This is a genomic window from Streptomyces sp. BB1-1-1 (genome assembly GCF_031597775.1).
Classification (GTDB): domain Bacteria; phylum Actinomycetota; class Actinomycetes; order Streptomycetales; family Streptomycetaceae; genus Streptomyces; species Streptomyces thinghirensis.
The window spans coordinates 1830059-1847313 of the sequence record NZ_CP134203.1; the positions used below are offsets into that span (position 1 = coordinate 1830059).

Genomic DNA, 17255 nt, shown 5'->3' on the forward strand with positions numbered 1-17255 from the left:
TCCGGGACTTGGCAGACTGGTGGGCGTGAGCAACGAGCCGACGACTCCCGTCCCCGACAGTCCCTTCCGCCCCGAGCCCGGCGACCGCGACCTCGCGCCGCAGTTCGTGCTGCCCCTGGTCGTACGCATCGAGCGGGCGGCGCCGCCGCCCCGTACCGACGCGTTGGAGACCGCGGCCCGGGCGGTGCTGCTGATGCTCGGCGACGAGCGGTCGACCGGTGACGGCGAGTGGGCGCGGGCGATGCGGGACTGGCAGGACGCGCGTATCCGCAAGGTCGTGCGGCGGGCGCGGGGCGCCGAGTGGCGGCGGGCCGAGGCGCTGCCCGGCATCACGGTCACCGGCAAGACGGCCCAGGTGCGGGTCTTCCCGCCGGTCCCGCTGGACGGCTGGCCCAAGGACTTGGCCCGGCTCCAGGTCTCCGGCACCGACCTCGACGACCCGGAGCCGCCGGTCGACGCCGACCTCTCCGCGCCGGTGCTCTGGATGAGCCCCGACCTGGACATGTCGGCCGGCAAGGCGATGGCCCAGGCCGGGCACGGCGCGCAGCTCGCGTGGTGGGAGCTGTCGGACGGCGAGCGGGCGGCGTGGCGCGACGCGGGCTTCCCGCTGGCGGTGCGCACGGCGGACCCCGGCCGCTGGCGCGGCCTCACGACGAGCGGCCTGCCGGTGGTCCGCGACGCCGGGTACACGGAGATCGCACCGGGGTCGTGCACGGTGGTGGCGGACCATCCGGCGCTGCGGTAGCCGGCCGGCCCGTCGAGGTCGGCGGAACAAAGGCGTCGGCCTGTGCGCCGTGGCATCGTGGTGCCATGACCATCGACGTTCGCCCGGCCTCGGTCTTCGAGGACGTCCGGACCCTGCTCGGTCCGAAGTCGCCGACGTCCAACGTCTGCTGGTGCCTGAGCTACCGCGTCCCCTCCAAGGTCAACAACGAGTTGCGCGGCCCGGCCCGAGGGGCCTACGTCGCCGAGCTGTGCCGTACGGGTCCCCCTCCGGGGGTGCTCGCCTACGACGGTGACGAGCCGGTCGGCTGGGCCGCGGTGGCGCCACGTGCGGACACCTCCTTCGCCCGCAACCGCAAGATCCCGCACGTGGACGATCTGCCGGTCTGGTCGTTGTGGTGCGTCCGCGTACGGCCCGGTCACCGGAAGAAGGGGATCTCGCACTCACTGATCGCCGGGGCGGTCGACTTCGCCCGCTCCCAGGGCGCACCGGCGATCGAGGCGTACCCGCTCGACAACGGGGACGCCAGGGTCGACCTGACCATGGCGTACGCCGGGCTCCGCGGGAACTTCGAGCGCGCGGGGTTCGTCCACGCCGCCGACACCACGTCGGTGCTGGCCGGTCATCCCCGGGTGCTGATGCGACTCGACCTGCGCTGACGGTCCGGCGACGCCGCGAACCTCAGATGTTGCTCTGAACATGCCCGGCCCGGGGTTCGGGCCGGACCGGCCGGGCGATATCCCCGTCATGTTCGCAGGAGGGGGACGAACCATGGAGCCAATGACGGGTACGGCGCGTACGGCGCGACTGGGAACGGGTATCGGATGGCGTCCGGAGATCGCGGACGTCGTCGAGCGGATGCCCGGCATCGACTGGGTCGAGGCCGTGGCCGAGAACCTCTGCCCCGGGCATCTGCCCGACTCGCTGCTGCGGTTGCGCGAGCGCGGGGTGACCGTCGTGCCGCACGGGGTCTCGCTCGGGCTCGGCGGCGCCGAGCGGCCGGACGCGGGACGGCTGGCGGCGCTGGCCGAGCGGGCGGAGGTGCTGGGGTCGCCGCTGGTCACCGAGCACATCGCGTTCGTCCGGGCGGGCGGGCCGCTGACCGCCTCCCCGCTCCTGGAGGCGGGGCACCTGCTGCCCGTGCCGCGCACCCGCGACGCCCTCGACGTGCTGTGCGAGAACGTGCGCATCGCGCAGGACGCGCTGCCCGTGCCGCTCGCCGTGGAGAACCTCGCCGCGCTCGTCTCCTGGCCGGACGAGGAGCTGACGGAGGGGCAGTTCCTGTACGAGCTGGCCGACCGGACCGGGGTGCGGCTGCTGATCGACGTGGCGAATTTGCACACCAACCACGTCAATCTCGGTGCGGACCCGGCCGAGGCGCTGGGCGAACTGCCCCTGGAGGCCATCGCGTACGTCCATGTCGCGGGCGGCTTCGAGCGGGACGGCGTCTGGCACGACAGCCACGCCCACCCCGTTCCGCAGCCGGTGCTCGACATCCTGACCGACCTCGCCTCGCGCGTGGCGCCGCCGGGCGTGCTGCTGGAGCGCGACGAGGACTTCCCCGAGGGCGAGGAGCTGGCGGCGGAGGTGGAGGCGATCCGCGACGCCGTGGGGAAGGGACGGGCGGCGGGTACGGCGCCCGTCCCTTTTCCACGGCAGGTGGTGGGTACGGCGCCCGCCGGAGGCGGGGCGGTGGCGTCGCGAGCCGCGCGTGACGGCTCCGGCGCGGGTGACGCCGTACGGCAGCGGCTCGCCCTCGCGCAGGCCGCGCTGCTGTCCGCGCTGGTCGCCGGGACGCCCGTGCCCGAGGGGTTCGACCGGGTGCGGCTGGGGGTGCAGGCGCGGGCGCTCGCCGGGAAGCGGGCGGACGTGGTCGCGAAGGTCGCGCCGGAGCTGCCGGTGATCCTCGGCGCGGGGTACCGGCCGTCCTTCCTCGCCTATGCGCAGAAGCGTCCGATGACCGGTGGCTACCGGCGGGACGCCCTCGACTTCGTCGAGCACCTGATGCGGAACGGCCGTCCGCTGGACGCCGAGGTGCGGATCGAGTTGCGGGAGTGGTGGCTGGAGCGGTCGGGGCCGGCGCCGCGTTCGGAGCGTCCCGGGGTGCGGTGGGCCCGTGCGACCAGGCGTGTTCTGCTGCGCAGGTGATCCGGTGGCGGCTCCGTCGGGACATCACCAAACGGAACGTCACATACCCACAACACTGCGTCCCGAAATGTGAACAGGGCATGGCGCCGGCGAAAGCCTTTGGCATAGAAGTACGGCATGTTCTGGGTCCTTCTCCTCCTGTCGGCCTGGGCCGTGGCCGGCCTGGCGTGCCTGCGGCTGTGTCTCGCCGCCGTGCGCGCGGCGGCCGTCGACGCGCACGCCGTCGGCCGGGAGCACGCGCTGACGCTGTACGAGGCGGCGTTCCTGTCCGGCGGCCCTCGCAGGGTCGCCGACCTGACGCTGGTCTCCATGGCGCGCCAGCGCCGGCTGCTGCTCGCGCACACCGGCTGGGCGACCGTCGTGGACCCGTGCGGGCGGGACGAGATGGAGCGGTCGGTGATAGGGGCGATAGGGCCCGGGGGTCAGTCCCGGATAGCGCCGGTACGGGCCACCGCGGCCACCGCGGACCCGGTGCGGAGCCTGGCCGACCGGCTGGTCGGCGCGGGCCTCGCCGTGCCGGACGGCGCCCGCGGTGTCGCCGCCGGGGTCCGGCGGGTGCGGGTCGCCGCGGTGGCCGTGTGCGCGCTGGGCGCCGCCGCCCTGGCGCTGCCGCTGCCCGCCGACCAGCCGCGCCTGCTGATCGCCCTGTGGTTCGCGCTGCCGCTCACCCTGACCCTGGGGTGCCTCGCCATCACGCGGATGGAGGTGCACCCGTACTCGCACTGGGCCTCCCCGGCCGGCCAGCGGCTGATCGGCGCCCTCGTCCGGCACGCCGACGGCTCGGCGGACGACCGTACGTACCTCACCTCCGTCGCCGTGCGGGGCGTCCACGCGATCGGCGAACCGGACCTGCGCGCGGCCTTCGCCCACCGCGAGGAGTACGTCGTCGAGGATTACTGGGAGCGCGGGGCCTGACCCGCCGGGGGGCGTACGGAGGCACTCGGCGCCGACACCCGCGGGCGGTGCTTGCCCTGCCCGGCCGCCGCACCAAACATCCCTTGTGTCACACCGTGCACCGAAGGGATACGCGATGCGAGCTGCCGTCCTCTACTCGGCCGCCGGATCCTTGCTGCTGACCACCCTCGCGGCCGCGCCGGCGCAGGGGACGCCGGGCGGGCCCGGGGACGCCGAGGCGCGCGGCACCGCCGTGGCCGCCGAGCGCGCGGCGGCGGCCGGTGTCGAGTTCGGCAGCTGCCCGGAGGCGGAGGACCTGCCGGGCGGCATGCGCTGCGGCACGGTCGCCGTGCCCCTGGACTACGCGCGTCCCGACGGGAAGCGGATCCGGCTCACCGTCAGCCGGGTGCGGGCCACGCACAAGGACCCGGACAACAGCAAGCGCAAGGTGCCCGGGCAGGGCGCGCTGCTCTACAACCCGGGCGGCCCGGGAGCCTCGGGGCTGTACTTCCCGCTGGTCGGCATGGCCCCCCAGTGGAAGCGGATCGCGGCGGCGTACGACCTCGTCGGGTACGCCCCGCGCGGGGTCGCGCCCTCCGCGCCGCTGTCCTGCCAGGACCCCGGGGAGTTCTTCAAGGGCCCCCGGCCAGCGCCCACGCAGCCCTCGGAGGCGTACAAGAAGGAGCGTGCCGCCGAGGCCGAGGCATACGCGCGCGGCTGCGCCGAGCGGCACGGGGACGCGCTGCGGCACTACCACTCCCTCAACAACGCCCGTGACCTGGAGGTCGTACGGGCCGCGCTGGGCGAGCAGCGGCTCACGTTCATGGGCGCGTCGTACGGCACCTACCTGGGGGCGCTGTACGCCGAGATGTTCCCGTCGCGCGTGCGGCGGATGGTGTTCGACTCGGTGGTGAACCCGGACCCGGAGCAGGTCTGGTACCGCAACAACCTGGACCAGTCGGCGGCGTTCGAGGACCGCTGGACGGACTTCAAGAAGTGGACCGCCGAGCACGACGCCGTGTACGGGCTCGGCACCACGCCGCGCGAGGTGCAGAGCAGCTACGAGGAGGCGAGCGCGCGGCTCGCGGCGGAGCCCGCGGGCGGGACGGTGGGCCCCGCGCAGTTGCAAGGGGCGTTCCTGAAGGCCGGGTACTACGACGACTACTGGCCGCACCGTGCCGAGGCGCTGTCGGCGTATCTGAAGGGCGATCCGCAGCCGCTGGTCGACCAGGCGGGGACGCGGACCGAGGAAGGGGCGGTCGGGGCGGAGAACTCCAACGCCGTGTACACGGCCGTCGAGTGCAACGACGCGTCCTGGCCGACCGACTTCGAGGTCTGGGACCGGGACAATACGCGGCTGGCGCGCCGGGCGCCGTTCGAGACGTGGGACAACGTGTGGGCGAACCTGCCGTGCGCCTACTGGCAGGCACCCCGGCAGCGCCCCCTCGACGTGCGCACCGGGCCGGGTGAGCTGCCGCCGACGCTGGTGCTGGCCGCCGAGCGGGACGCGGCCACTCCGTACGACGGCGCGCTGGAGCTGCGCCGGCGGCTGTCGGGCTCGGTGCTGGTGACCGAGCGGGACGCGGGGACGCACGGCATCGCCGGCGGCCCGAACGCCTGCGTCAACGGCCACCTGGAGGCGTACCTGCTGGACGGCCGCCTCCCGGCGCGGGACACGTCGTGCGCCCCGCGCCCGGAACCGGAGCCGAGGCCGGCCGCCGAGCCGCAGGCCGGATCAGCCACGGCGCCGACGCCCTGATCAGGCGGACCCGGCCACCAGCTCCGCGATGTCCTTGCGGCGCCCGGTGCTGCATCTCCCGGGGGACAACCCCCGGACCCCCGGCCGACCCGACGGCAACGTCCGCCGATCAGGCGAGCCCGGCCACCAGCTCCGCGATGTCCTTGCGGCGCCCGGTGTAGAACGGGACCTCCTCGCGGACGTGCATGCGGGCCTCGGAGGCGCGCAGGTGGCGCATGAGGTCGACGATGCGGTACAGCTCGTCGGCCTCGAAGGCGAGGATCCACTCGTAGTCGCCCAGCGAGAAGGAGGCGACCGTGTTGGCGCGCACGTCCGGGTAGCCGCGGGCCATCTTGCCGTGGTCGGCGAGCATGCGGCGGCGGTCCTCGTCGGGCAGCAGGTACCAGTCGTAGGAGCGCACGAACGGGTAGACGCTGATGTAGTTACGGGGCGTCTCGTCCGCCAGGAAGGCGGGGATGTGCGCGCGGTTGAACTCGGCGGGGCGGTGCAGCGCCATGTTCGACCAGACCGGCTCCAGCGCACGGCCCAGCTTGGTGCGGCGGAAGAGGTTGTACGCGTCCTGGAGCTGGTCGGCGGTCTCGGCGTGCCACCAGATCATGAGGTCGGCGTCGGCGCGCAGACCGGACACGTCGTACGTGCCGCGGATCGTCACGTCCTTGGCGGCGAGCTGGTCGAACAGCTCCTGGACCTCGTCGGCGTAGCCGGCGCGGTTCTCGGGCAGCACGTCCTTGAGCTTGAAGACGGACCAGAGCGTGTAGCGGATGACCTCGTTGAGGTCCTTGGCCAGCTTGCCCTTGTTGGGGATCCGGTCGGCAGCGGGGGTGGAGGCGGCGTCACTCATGACCCTATTCTCCCGCTCCGCCGTGCAGGCTCTGCACCGGGTGGGCGGTGAGCTGCTCCACACCGCGCGGGTCACCCCGGAGCTGGTCCACGGCCGCGTACGCGCTCGCGATGCTCGCCGGGATGCCGACGCCGTCGTACGCGGCGCCGCACACCGCGAGGCCCGGGAGCCTCGCGACGTGTTCGCGGACGCGGGCCACGCGCGCGTGGTGGCCGACGGGGTACTGGGGCAGGCCGTCCTGCCAGCGGGTGACGCGGGTGGCGACGGGCTCGGCGGTGAGGCCGGTGGCCTCCCCGAGGTCGTGCCGGGAGACCGCGACCAGGCCGGCGTCGTCGCGGCCGAGGATCTCGGTCTCGCCGTACCGGCCGACGGAGGTGCGCAGGACGACCAGGTCCGGGTCCTGGTCGGCGATCCAGCCCCACTTGCGGGAGGCGAAGGTGGACGCCTTGATGGTGCGCCCGTCGACCGGCGGCACGAGGAAGCCGCTGCCCTCGGGAAGCGCGGCCGTGTCGGAGCGGCGGTAGGCGAGGGAGATCAGGGCCATCGAGGCGTACTCCACCGCGGACAGCTCGGCCGCGGCGCCGGGCGCCTCGGCACGCAGCAGCTCGGCGGCGGGACGGGCGGGTACGGCGACGACGACCGCGCGGGCGTGCAGCACCCGGTCGCCGGCGACGATCCGCCAGCCGTCGGGGGCGGTGCGGCGCAGCTCCGTCACCGGCGCGTGGGTGACGATCTCGGCGCCCCGCGCGCGCAGCGACTCCGCGACCGCGAGCGGGAGGGTGCCGATGCCGCCCTCGATGCCCATGAAGACGGGCCCACTCGCAGGAGAGGTGGCCGTCCGGCCCTGGAGGGCGCGCACCGCCTCGGTGAGGGAGGTGTGGGTACGGGCGGCCTCGAAGAGCTGGGGCACGGCCGAGCGCAGGGAGATGCGGTAGGCGTCGCCCGCGTAGACGCCGCCCAGCAGGGGTTCGACGAGGCGGTCGACGACCTCGCGGCCGAGGCGCGCCGCCACGTACTCCCCCACGGCCACGTCGTCGCCGACCTCGGTGCGGGGCAGCTCGGCGTCGCGCTCGATGCGGGCGAGGCCCTCCTCGGAAAGGACGCCGGCCAGGGCGGCGGCGGTGCCGGGGACGCCCATGACGTGGCCCTTGGGCATGGGGCGCAGGGCGCCGCGGGTCCACAGGGAGGCCGACGCGGTGGACGGTGGCTGGAGGCGGTCGGCGAGACCGACCTCGCGGGCCAGGCCGACGGCCTCGGGGCGGCGGGCCAGCATCGACTCGGCGCCGAGGTCGACGCGCACTCCGGCGATCTCACCGGGCAGCAGCTTGCCGCCGACGCGGTCGGAGGCCTCCAGCACGGTCACCCGTGCGCCGCGCTCCAGCAGCCGGTGGGCGGCGGCCAGTCCGGCGATTCCGGCTCCGATGACGACGACATGCCCCGTGTCCGCGGGAAACTCGCCCGCGGGGCTCTCGCTTGCGCACATGCCCCCAGCGTCTCAGACGGCACCGACACCGGCGCCGGGCCGGGCGGCCCGGCGGTCGTGCCACGGGGCGCGGAGGAAGCCCCGCGAGTCGAGACCGTGACCTCTTCGGAACCGTTCCGCGTCAACGTCCGTGCCCCTCCCCACGTCGAAGGAGCGTCAGTCGTCACGACCCTCGGGGGTACCCGCCATGCACGCACGACGATCAGCACCACGATCGGCACGACGTTCCGCGCCGCCCGCCCGCGCCCTGGCCTGCCTGCTGCTGGCCGCGGCCCTCGCCCTCACCGGATGCACCGGGTCGAGCGACGGCTCCGACTCGGGAGGCGGCGCCAAGGAGGCCGCGGCCCAGGGGGACTCGCGGGCGGACGGCCCGGCGGCCGGGGATCGGGCCGGTGCCGCGGGCGGCGAGGCCGACGGCGCCAAGGCGACCGCGCCGCCGAAGCTCGCCCCGGCCCACATCATCCGCACCGCCTCCCTGACCGTGCGGGTCGAGGACGCCCCCAAGGCCCTCGACGCGGCCCGCACCGCGACCGAGAACGCCGGCGGCTACGTCGGTGACGAGACCACCACCCGGGACGAGGAGGGCCACGAGCGGACCGAGGTCGTACTGCGCGTGCCCGTGGAGCGCTACGAGGAGGTGCTCGACGAGCTGGAAGGCGCCGGGGAACTCCTCGAACGCAGCGCGAAGGCGGAGGACGTCACCGACCAGGTCGTGGACGTGGACAGCCGCGTCAAGTCGCAGCGCGCCAGCGTGGCCCGCGTCCGCGAGCTGATGGACCGGGCGACGAAACTGAGCGACGTGGTGACGCTGGAGGGCGAGCTGAGCACCCGCCAGGCGGAGCTGGAGGCGCTGCTCGCCCGGCAGGCGGCCCTGAAGGACCGCACGAGCCTGGCCACCATCACCCTCTCCCTGTCCGAGTCGCCGGTCGAGCGGGCGGCGGAGGACGACGACCCCGGGTTCACGGACGCGCTGGCAGGCGGCTGGGACGCGTTCGTGACGATGCTGCGCTGGCTGGCGGTGGCGCTCGGCGCGGTGCTGCCCTTCGCCGCGATGGCGGCGCTGCTGGTGCTGCTGTGGCTGCGGCTGATACGGCCCCGGCTGCCGCGCCGCCCGGCACCGGTGACGGCACGCGGTGAGGAGCCCGGTGGGCAGGACTGAAATGCCCCGCCCCCGTAGCGTGTTCGCATGGGAATGAGCGCTGCGAGTGGCACGAGCGGTACGAGCGGTACTGGACGGGCGAGGGAACGGCTGGTCGTGGTCGGCGGTGACGCCGCGGGGATGTCCGCGGCGTCGCAGGCACGGCGGCTGAAGGGACCGGACGAGCTGGAGATCGTGGCGTTCGAACGCGGCCACTTCAGTTCGTTCTCGGCGTGCGGCATCCCGTACTGGGTCGGCGGTGACGTGACCGACCGGGACCAGCTCATCGCCCGGACGCCCGAGGAGCACCGCGCGCGCGACATCGACCTGCGGATGCGGACCGAGGTCACGGAGATCGACGTAGCCGGCGGGCGGGTGCGCGCGCGTGACGTCGATTCGGGGGCGGAGTCCTGGACGTCGTACGACAAGCTCGTGATCGGGACCGGTGCCCGCCCGATCCGTCCGGAGCTGCCGGGCGTCGACGCGCCCGGCGTGCACGGGGTGCAGACGCTGGACGACGGGCAGGCGCTGCTCGACACGCTGGCGCACACGCGCGGCCGTCGCGCGGTGGTCGTCGGCGCCGGGTACATCGGCGTGGAGATGGCCGAGGCGCTCATCAACCGCGGCTACGAGGTGACCGTCGTCAACCGCGGCCGGGAGCCGATGTCCACGCTCGACCCGGACATGGGCCGCATGGTGCACGAGGCCATGGAGGGACTCGGCATCACCATGGTGAACGACGCCGAGGTCACCAAGGTGCTCACCGGGGACGACGGCCGGGTGCGCGCGGTGGCCACCGAGGACGCCGAGTTCCCGGCGGACGTGGTGGTGCTCGGTATCGGCGTACGGCCCGAGACCGGGCTCGCCGAGGCCGCCGGGCTGCCGCTGGGCGCCCACGGCGGGCTGTTGACCGACCTGGCGATGCGGGTGCGCGGGCACGAGAACATCTGGGCGGGCGGCGACTGCGTGGAGGTGCTCGACCTGGTCTCCGGGCAGGAGCGGCACATCCCGCTCGGCACCCACGCCAACAAGCACGGCCAGGTCATCGGCACCAACGCGGGCGGCGGTTACGCCACCTTCCCGGGCGTGGTCGGCACGGCGGTCAGCAAGGTCTGCGACCTGGAGATCGCGCGGACCGGACTGCGCGAGAAGGACGCGCTGCGGGCGGGGCTGCGGTTCGTGACGGTCACCATCGAGTCCACCAGCCGCGCCGGCTACTACCCGGGTGCCTCCCCCATGACGGTGAAGATGCTCGCCGAGCAGCGCACCGGGCGGCTGCTCGGCGTCCAGATCGTCGGCCGCGAGGGCGCGGGCAAGCGGGTCGACATCGCCGCGGTGGCCCTCACGGCCGGGATGACGGTGGAGCGGATGACGGCCCTGGACCTGGGCTACGCGCCGCCCTTCTCCCCGGTGTGGGACCCGGTACTGGTGGCCGCCCGGAAGGCTGCGCGGGCGGTGGAGCGGCAGGCCTGAGCAGCACCGCCACACCGCCCGCCGCACCGCCCGCTAAGCCGTGCCGTTGATCCGGTCGATGGCCTGCCGTGCCTGCTCGGCCGGGGGCCGCGCCGGCAGGGACGACACCGACGCCGGGGTGGTCACGCGCGCCGGGGCGGTGGCCGCGGGCCCCGGAGCGCTCACCGCGGGCGGCTGCTCACCGGCCGGCTTGGCGTGTGCCGCGCCCCGCGCGGAGCGCAGCCGGTGGCTCACCGCCTCGTCCAGTGTCACCGGCCGCTGCATCTGCGCGGCCAGCCGCCCGGCCTCCTGACCGAGCCGGGCGACGTCCTCCCACGGCAGGCGCAGCACGAGGGCGACCTCGGCCTCGCCGTCGGGCAGGGCGTGCATCGCCGGAGCCGCTGTGACCCGTTCGTTCATCGCCTGTTCCTCACGTCGTCCCCGCGTCCCGCCTTCCCCGGGCCGCGGGCGGTTGAGAGGACATACGCAGACACGGACGCGGGCGTTCAGGGGACGTGCCGATTCACCGTCCGGCAGGCGGGCAGTAGTGTCTCGTGGTCATCCCCGTCCATGACGTGAACCCCGCGCGCCGTACGCCCTGGGTGACGTACGCCCTGATCCTCGCGAACGTCCTGGTCTTCCTGTTCACCCCTGGTACGGCCGGTTCCGTGACGGGCGAGGGCAGTCTCGCCCAGCTGTGCCGCCTGGAGGCCTTCCTCGACCAGTACGCGGCGGTGCCGCAGGAGTTGCTCCACCACCGGTTGCCGGGGCTGGTGCCGACGGGTGACACCGGGGTCGGTCCGCAGGGGCCGGGCTGCGTGATCGGGCCGCCGGACTACGACAAGTCCCCCGAGCTGAGCGTCCTGACGGCGATGTTCCTGCACGGCGGCTGGCTGCACCTGCTGGGCAACATGCTCTTCCTCTGGATCTTCGGCAACAACGTCGAGGACCGGCTGGGCCACGTGCGCTACCTGCTCTTCTACGGCGTCTGCGGCTACGCGGCGACCTACGGCTTCGCCCTCCTCAACTCCGGCTCGGGCGCCCCGCTGATCGGCGCGTCGGGCGCGATCGCCGGGGTGCTCGGCGCCTATCTGGCGCTGTATCCGAAGGCCCGCGTCTGGGTCCTCGTCCCCTTTCTCATCTTCCTGCCGCTGCGTCTGCCGGCCTGGGTCGTACTGGGTTTCTGGTTCGGGCTCCAGGCGGTCTACTCGTCCGGCGGGGCCGTCTCCGACGCGGGCACCGTGGCGTACGTGGCCCATGTCGTCGGCTTCGTCGTCGGCATGGTGATCGCCTGGCCACTGCGGCGCGGCACCCCGCCCCCGCCCGAACCGCGCGGGCTGCTGTTCGGGCGGCGGGCGCGGCCGGGGTGGTGACCACCGTCGGTGCCGCGGTCAGGCGCGGGAGGGCTCTTCCGTGCCCACGGGCTCCGGGGTCCAGCGGATGCGGGTGCTGCACAGCGACACGGCGACCGCCGACGCCGCGACGGCGCCCATGCCCCACGCCAGGTTGCTCGCGCCCGCGATGAACCCGATGAGGGGCGGGCCGGCCAGCAGACCGGTGGTTCCCATGGCGGCGACCAGGGTCAGCGCGTCCGAACCCTGCCGCGCGGCCGCCGCGTAGACGCAGGGGGTCACGGCCGCGATGCCCAGACCCATGCACGCGAAACCGGCGAGGGCGGGTGCGACGCCGCCGCTGACCAGGGCGACGGCGAGCCCGGCACCGGCCACCGCGCTGCCGAGGAGGACGACCCGGCCGTCTCCCCAGCGGGCCCGCCAGCCGTCGGCGAAGAGGCGGGCGACGACCATCATTCCCGAGACGACGGCGATGCCCAGGGGGGCGAGTTCCGCCGACGCCTCGGCGACGTCCTTCAGGTAGAGGGCGGACCAGTCGTTCATGGCGCCTTCGGCGACCGTGCCGAAGACCATGGCACAGCACATCCACAGGGTCGGGCGGGAGGGGACGGTCCAGCGACGGCGGCCCGGCTGCTGCTCCGTCCGCTCGGCGGGAGCGGTGGGATCGGCGCGCACCTCGCCGTCGAGCAGGCCGGTCCGCGCGGACGCGCCCAGTACCGCGAGGAGGGCGGCGGCCACGCCGAAGTGCGCTCCGACCGACCCGGTCGCGGCGGTCATGCCGGAGGCGAGCAGCGCCGCGAGCAGCGATCCGGCGCTGAACGTCGCGTGCAGCTTCGCCATGGTGTTGCGCTCGTGCCGTGCCTCCAGGGCCGCGCCCTGCGCGTTCATGGCCACGTTGAGACAGCCCACGAGGACGCCGTCGACGCACATCACCAGCAGGGCCACCGGGTAGTTCGGGGCCGCCGCCAGGGCGAGCAGCAGCAGGGCCAGGCCGAACTGGGAGAGGAGGGCGAGCCGCCGCGAGCCCAGGCACCGCATCAGCCACGCCACCACCGGGAAGGACACCGCCGCGCCGACCCCCGCGGCCATCAGGAGCACCCCCACCTCGGCCGCGGTCAGGTCCAGGTCGGACTTGACGGCCGGAATCCGGGCGGCCCAGGTGGCGTACTGGAAGCCGAGGGACAGGAACAGCGCGGCGATCGCCAACTGGCCGCGAAGGAAGGGGTCGTGGAGACGGGACACGCGCATCAGCTCACTTCGCGCAGGGACGGGGACGGGGACGCGGGCGGGGAGGAGGGCAGGGGCGCGGCCGGTACCGGCCTGGACATGTAGACGGCGTCCGCGCCGTAGTCGCCGGCGGCCACCACCCCGGGTTGGGGTACGAAGCCGCGCGCCGCCCAGAACCGCTCGGTGCCGCCGACGGCGACCAGGGAGATCCGCTCGTCCCCGCGCGTGCGGGCGGTGCCGGTGAGGTGGTGCAGGAGGTGCCGCGCCAGCCCTCTGCGGCGCAGGCCGGGCGCCACGACGATGTCGTGCAGATGGAGGTTCCCGGGCGGGAAGGCGGTCGCGGTCTCCTCCGCCCGTTCCAGGTCCGGGTAGCGGTGGAGCGGGTAGGGCAGGGCCAGCACGTAGCCGGCCGTACGGGGGCCGACGTCCACGACGAAGCACGTGCCCGGCGACGCCGCCGCCCGGGACTGCAGCGCCGCCCGGCCCTCCGACAGGCCAAGTCCGCTGTAGGCGTCCCGCTCCAGCGCCACGACGGCGTCCCAGTCCCGGTCGGCGATCCGGCGTACGCGCACGGTGTCATCCATCGGCGGCGCCCCCGTCCGGGCGGCCCGCCCAGGCGTACGGGAGCGGGGCGAAGCCGTTGAAGCCCAGGGTGGTGTAGCTGGTCGCGTAGGCGCCGCTGGACAGCACCCAGACCGGGTCGCCCGAGGTCAGCGCCGCGGGTACCGGGACGAGTGCCTCCTCGTGGGAGTAGGCGTCGTCGCTGTCGCAGGTGGGTCCGGCGACGACGGCCGCCACTCGCGGGCCGTCGGTGTGGCCCGGGAAGACCAGCCGGTACTGCAGCGCGTCCATCTCGTACAGGCCATTGAACTTGCCGCAGCTCAGGTACAGCCAGTACTGCCGCTCGCCGTCCGCCCCGCGGCGCCGGGTGAGCCGGGCGACGTGCGCGCGGATCGCCCCGTGGTCGGCGACCAGGTGCCGTCCGGGTTCGATGACGAAGTCCAGGGGGCCGCCGTGGATCCGGCGCAGTTCGTCCGTCCCCTCCCGGATCACCGCGAAGATCTTGTCCAGCGGTGGGTCGAGGGGCGTGCCGTGCCGGTCGCGGTAGCCGAGCGCGGGCAGGCCGCCGCCGAGATTGACGTGGTCGACGCGGATGCCGCGCCGGTCGAGGGCACGCAGGGTGTCGCCCAGGTCCTCCAGGGCGGTGTGCCACGCCTCGCCCGTCATCTGCTGCGAGCCGACGTGCACGGACAGTCCCGCCGGGACCAGCCCCGCGTCCCGGGCCCGCTCCATGACGTGGACGGCGTCGCCGGGTGAGCATCCGAACTTGTGGCTCAGTCCCCATACGGCGCCCGCTCCGCCGGTCGCCACCCGGCAGAAGACGCGGGCGCCCGGGGCGTGGACGGCCAGGGCGGCCACGTCCTGGAGGCTGTCGGTCGCGAAGGTGCGGATGCCGAGCCGGTGGGCGTCGATGATGTTCCGGTCGGACTTGACGGTGTTGCCGTAATGCACGCGCGCGGCCGGCACCCCGGCCCGCAGCGCCTGCTCCACCTCGCCGGGGCTCGCCGCGTCGACTCCGGCGCCCCTGCGTGCCAGGGCGCCGAGGACCTCGTCGACCGGGCAGGCCTTCATGGCGAACCGCACGTGTACGCCGGGCAGTTCGCGGCACAGGCTGTCGTAGCGCCGCTCGATGCCGGCGAGGTCGTAGACGATCCGGTCGTCGGTCGCGGCGGCGAGGGCGGCGGCCAGAGGCTCGCTGAGATCCGCTCTCATCTCCGTGCTCATCGCGGCGTTCACCCCGTCCGCCCGGGCGGGAGAGTGAGAGGCGTGGCCTTGGCCGCGCCGACCAGGCCCTCCCACGCCTCCGTCAGCAGCGCGAAGTCCGCCATGTCGCCGCGCGCCTCGTCCAGGAGGCGCGCGCGCCGGGTGGCCAGGAGGTCGGCGAAGTCGGCGTACCGGCCGCCCAGGCGCCGGTAGGCGGTGTCGAGGGTGTCGAGCCGGTGGACGTTCTCCGCCGAGTCCAGGCCGGTGCTCCGGCGGGCCAGGGCGGCGACGGCGGCGGGGCGGGCCCTGCCGTGCCGGTCCAGCAGCGTGTCGCCCGCCTCGGCCATGCGGTCGTAGACGAAGTGGAAGTGGAGCATCGACAGGAGGAACTTGGCGAAGCGGGTCTGGTAGGCGCGGAAGCCGGGTCCGGTCCTGCGTTCGCCCGTGTGGTAGTTGACGATGTTCCGGTTGTGCAGCACGCCGGGCAGACCGGCGTCGTGCACGAGGTGGATGAGGAAGTAGTCGCTGCCGATGGTGTCCCGGGCGGGCGGCAACGGCACCCGCTCGCTGACGCTGTCCCCGTGGAAGGCGATGTTGCACATGTCCACCCGCATGGGGTCGACCAGCGTCAGCAGCGAGTGGTCGGCCACGAAGGGCGCGGTGCCCGCGCCGCGGAAGGACTCCTCGACCAGCTCCCGTCTCTGCTCGGCGGACCAGTGTCCGGGCGCCCAGAGGGAGACGACGTCGTGGTAGACGCCGGGGTCGGCGTCGCGGATCTCCGCGATGTCCACGGAGAGTTCGCCCACGAAGGAGCTGCCCACCATGGCGACCCGACGGTCCGCCAGGGCCGCCGGCAGGGTCGACTCGGTGACGACGGGTACGGCGTCCGCGGCGCGTCTGCCGATCGACAGCAGCTCGTGGTGGACGGGGAAGACCGTACGGCCGTCCACGCTCTGGTACCGGCTGTCCGAGTCCCTGCGGTGGACGGACTCGCAGCCGAGCGCCGCCGCGATCAGGAAGGCGCGGTTGGTACAGGCGCCGTAGGACAGGCCGTCCGGGAGCATCAGGTCGAGGAGCAGGTCGGGCTTGGCACTGCCGGAGTGCGCCGTCACCCGTTCCAGGAAGTCGCGCTGGGCGGCCTCGTCGAGGTGGTGCGGCGTGATCCGGGGGTGCGCGGGCAGGCGCCGTACGGCCTCGGCGTGGGCGGCGTGGACCGGGGGCGGGCAGGAGTCGAGGACCAGCAGGTGGACATCGATGCCGAAGTGGTCGGCGGCGTAGGCCGCTTCCTCACCGAGGGCGGCGATGGTGTCCGGGCAGGGCCGGTTGGTGGGAAGGGTCAGGCAGACGCTGCGCATGCGGCATCCCCGGTGGCCTCGTCGGTCGCGTCGTCGGTCGCCTCTTCCGTCGCCTCGGTGCTGACGGCGCCGGTGTCCGCGTGCCAGGACTTCAGGCCCAGCAGCCTGGCGCCGAGTTCGTTCAGCTCGGCGGGTCCGTAGCGCTCGGACTCGTGCCGGTGGGCGTCGCCGAGGAGCGTGGCGTTCCAGTCGGGGGTGGCGAGGGTGCGCCAGGAGTCGACGCGGGAGTCGCGCAGCGTCCGGTGGGACTCCAGCGCGGGCATCATCGACAGGTACTGGACGGCGCGCACACCCTCGCCGGAGACGTTGGGGGCCACGCCGTGGGCCAGCAGGCCGTTCCAGATGAGCAGGTCGCCGGCTTCCAGGTCGGGCCGTACGACGGGCATGTCCTCGCGGTCGATCGCGGGGCGGATCGGGTCGCGGTCGTCGGGCTGGAGGGCCTTCCAGCGGTCGAAGCGCCGGAACAGGTCGGGGCAGCACTGGAAGCCGCCGTGGTCCGGCTTGGTGTCGTTGAGGGCGATGATGCCCTGGACCCGCTGGGGCAGGACGCCGAGGGAGGTGTCGACGTCCCAGTGCAGTTCGATGTCGAAGCCGCGGTCCGGCTTGTCGATGAGGGCGCGGTCGCGGTTGCCGGTGTTGGGCGGGTTGAGGTTGAGCCGGTCGAGGGTGACCCACAACTCCTCGCAGTCCCAGACGTCGACGAAGGCGTCGTAGACGCGCTGGGTCTGGCGGCTGTCCCAGATGAGCTGGTGGTGGTACGCCTCGACGAAGCCGTAGATGTGCAGTTCCCGGTCGAGGTCGGAGCGGTAGGGGCGGTCCTGGTACCAGGTGTCGGGGCGGTCGGGGTCGAGTCCCTGGAACTCCCAGGCGAAGTCGAGCAGTTGACGGGCGGAGGAGGCGGGTATCGCCTCCTTCACCACTACGTATCCGTAGGTCTGCCAGTGGGCGAAGTCCTCCTCGGACAGCACCCGCAGCGGACGTGTCTTGCGCAGGTCGCGCAGCTGGGTGCGGGCCAGGTAGGTGTCGGCGTCCGCGCTGAAGTAGGGGAGGTCCGACGGGGCTCGGTGGAGGTAGGAATCGGGCGTCGCCATGTGGTGCTCCAGATCCTCGCCGTCGCC

General features: G+C 73.9%; 16 protein-coding genes. 8 read left to right on the forward strand and 8 right to left on the reverse strand.

Translation table 11 applies throughout. The annotated features are described in order from the left end of the window. The first annotated feature begins 25 nt into the window (after positions 1–25). The 5 genes from RI578_RS08510 (at position 26) to RI578_RS08530 (ending at position 5525) form a co-directional block, all read left to right on the forward strand. On the forward strand, positions 26–745 hold the full coding sequence (locus RI578_RS08510; protein WP_310870534.1) for a peptidyl-tRNA hydrolase: 720 nt from the start codon (positions 26–28) through the stop codon (positions 743–745). 65 nt (positions 746–810) lie between these two features. Then, a complete protein-coding gene (locus tag RI578_RS08515) occupies positions 811–1383 on the forward strand; it encodes a GNAT family N-acetyltransferase (protein ID WP_310870535.1) in 573 nt (190 codons plus the stop codon). 112 nt (positions 1384–1495) lie between these two features. Beyond that, positions 1496–2872 carry a DUF692 domain-containing protein gene (locus tag RI578_RS08520; protein WP_310870536.1) on the forward strand — a complete coding sequence of 459 codons (1377 nt, stop codon included), beginning with the start codon at positions 1496–1498 and terminating at the stop codon, positions 2870–2872. Positions 2873–2989: 117 nt separating this feature from the next. After that, positions 2990–3787, forward strand: a complete 798-nt coding sequence (locus tag RI578_RS08525; RefSeq protein WP_310870537.1) for a TIGR04222 domain-containing membrane protein — start codon at positions 2990–2992, stop codon at positions 3785–3787. 115 nt (positions 3788–3902) lie between these two features. Further along, a complete protein-coding gene (locus tag RI578_RS08530; RefSeq protein ID WP_310870538.1) occupies positions 3903–5525 on the forward strand; it encodes an alpha/beta hydrolase in 1623 nt (540 codons plus the stop codon). A gap of 109 nt (positions 5526–5634) precedes the next feature. Here the strand turns inward: RI578_RS08530 and hemQ are convergent, their stop codons facing one another. Next, a complete protein-coding gene (gene hemQ, locus RI578_RS08535; RefSeq protein WP_310870539.1) occupies positions 5635–6366 on the reverse strand; it encodes a hydrogen peroxide-dependent heme synthase in 732 nt (243 codons plus the stop codon). Between the two features lie 4 nt (positions 6367–6370). Continuing rightward, positions 6371–7849 carry a protoporphyrinogen oxidase gene (hemG, locus tag RI578_RS08540; RefSeq protein WP_310870540.1) on the reverse strand — a complete coding sequence of 493 codons (1479 nt, stop codon included), beginning with the start codon at positions 7847–7849 and terminating at the stop codon, positions 6371–6373. 187 nt (positions 7850–8036) lie between these two features. Here hemG and RI578_RS08545 point away from each other — a divergent pair, with 187 nt between their 5' ends. Then, complete coding sequence (locus RI578_RS08545; RefSeq protein ID WP_310870541.1) at positions 8037–9008, forward strand: DUF4349 domain-containing protein; 972 nt, start codon at positions 8037–8039, stop codon at positions 9006–9008. A 27-nt stretch (positions 9009–9035) separates the two neighbouring features. Beyond that, entirely contained in the window at positions 9036–10460 is a 1425-nt protein-coding gene (locus RI578_RS08550) for an FAD-dependent oxidoreductase (protein ID WP_399059709.1), read from the forward strand. Positions 10461–10493: 33 nt separating this feature from the next. On the opposite strand, the gene RI578_RS08555 is transcribed toward RI578_RS08550, so the two are convergent. Further along, positions 10494–10859, reverse strand: coding sequence for a hypothetical protein (locus RI578_RS08555; RefSeq protein WP_310870542.1), 366 nt, complete (start codon positions 10857–10859; stop codon positions 10494–10496). A 134-nt stretch (positions 10860–10993) separates the two neighbouring features. Between RI578_RS08555 and RI578_RS08560 the strand changes: the two genes are divergently transcribed. Then, on the forward strand, positions 10994–11812 hold the full coding sequence (locus tag RI578_RS08560) for a rhomboid family intramembrane serine protease (RefSeq protein ID WP_310870543.1): 819 nt from the start codon (positions 10994–10996) through the stop codon (positions 11810–11812). A gap of 18 nt (positions 11813–11830) precedes the next feature. Here RI578_RS08560 and RI578_RS08565 read toward each other — a convergent pair whose 3' ends face one another. Genes RI578_RS08565 through RI578_RS08585 form a run of 5 tightly spaced genes read right to left on the reverse strand, consistent with a single transcriptional unit; the run spans position 11831 to position 17228 of the window. After that, positions 11831–13039: an MFS transporter gene (locus tag RI578_RS08565; RefSeq protein WP_310870544.1), complete on the reverse strand. Its 1209-nt coding sequence runs from the start codon at positions 13037–13039 to the stop codon at positions 11831–11833. Beyond that, positions 13039–13602 carry a GNAT family N-acetyltransferase gene (locus RI578_RS08570; protein ID WP_310870545.1) on the reverse strand — a complete coding sequence of 188 codons (564 nt, stop codon included), beginning with the start codon at positions 13600–13602 and terminating at the stop codon, positions 13039–13041. Before RI578_RS08570 ends, RI578_RS08565 begins: the two co-directional genes overlap by 1 nt. After that, on the reverse strand, positions 13595–14803 hold the full coding sequence (locus tag RI578_RS08575) for a type III PLP-dependent enzyme (protein WP_399059713.1): 1209 nt from the start codon (positions 14801–14803) through the stop codon (positions 13595–13597). Before RI578_RS08575 ends, RI578_RS08570 begins: the two co-directional genes overlap by 8 nt. Before the next feature lie 8 nt (positions 14804–14811). After that, positions 14812–16137, reverse strand: coding sequence for a DUF6271 family protein (locus tag RI578_RS08580; RefSeq protein ID WP_310870547.1), 1326 nt, complete (start codon positions 16135–16137; stop codon positions 14812–14814). After that, positions 16119–17228 carry a YbiU family protein gene (locus tag RI578_RS08585; RefSeq protein ID WP_310870548.1) on the reverse strand — a complete coding sequence of 370 codons (1110 nt, stop codon included), beginning with the start codon at positions 17226–17228 and terminating at the stop codon, positions 16119–16121. The genes RI578_RS08580 and RI578_RS08585 overlap by 19 nt, the downstream gene beginning before the upstream one ends. Positions 17229–17255: the final 27 nt, after the last annotated feature.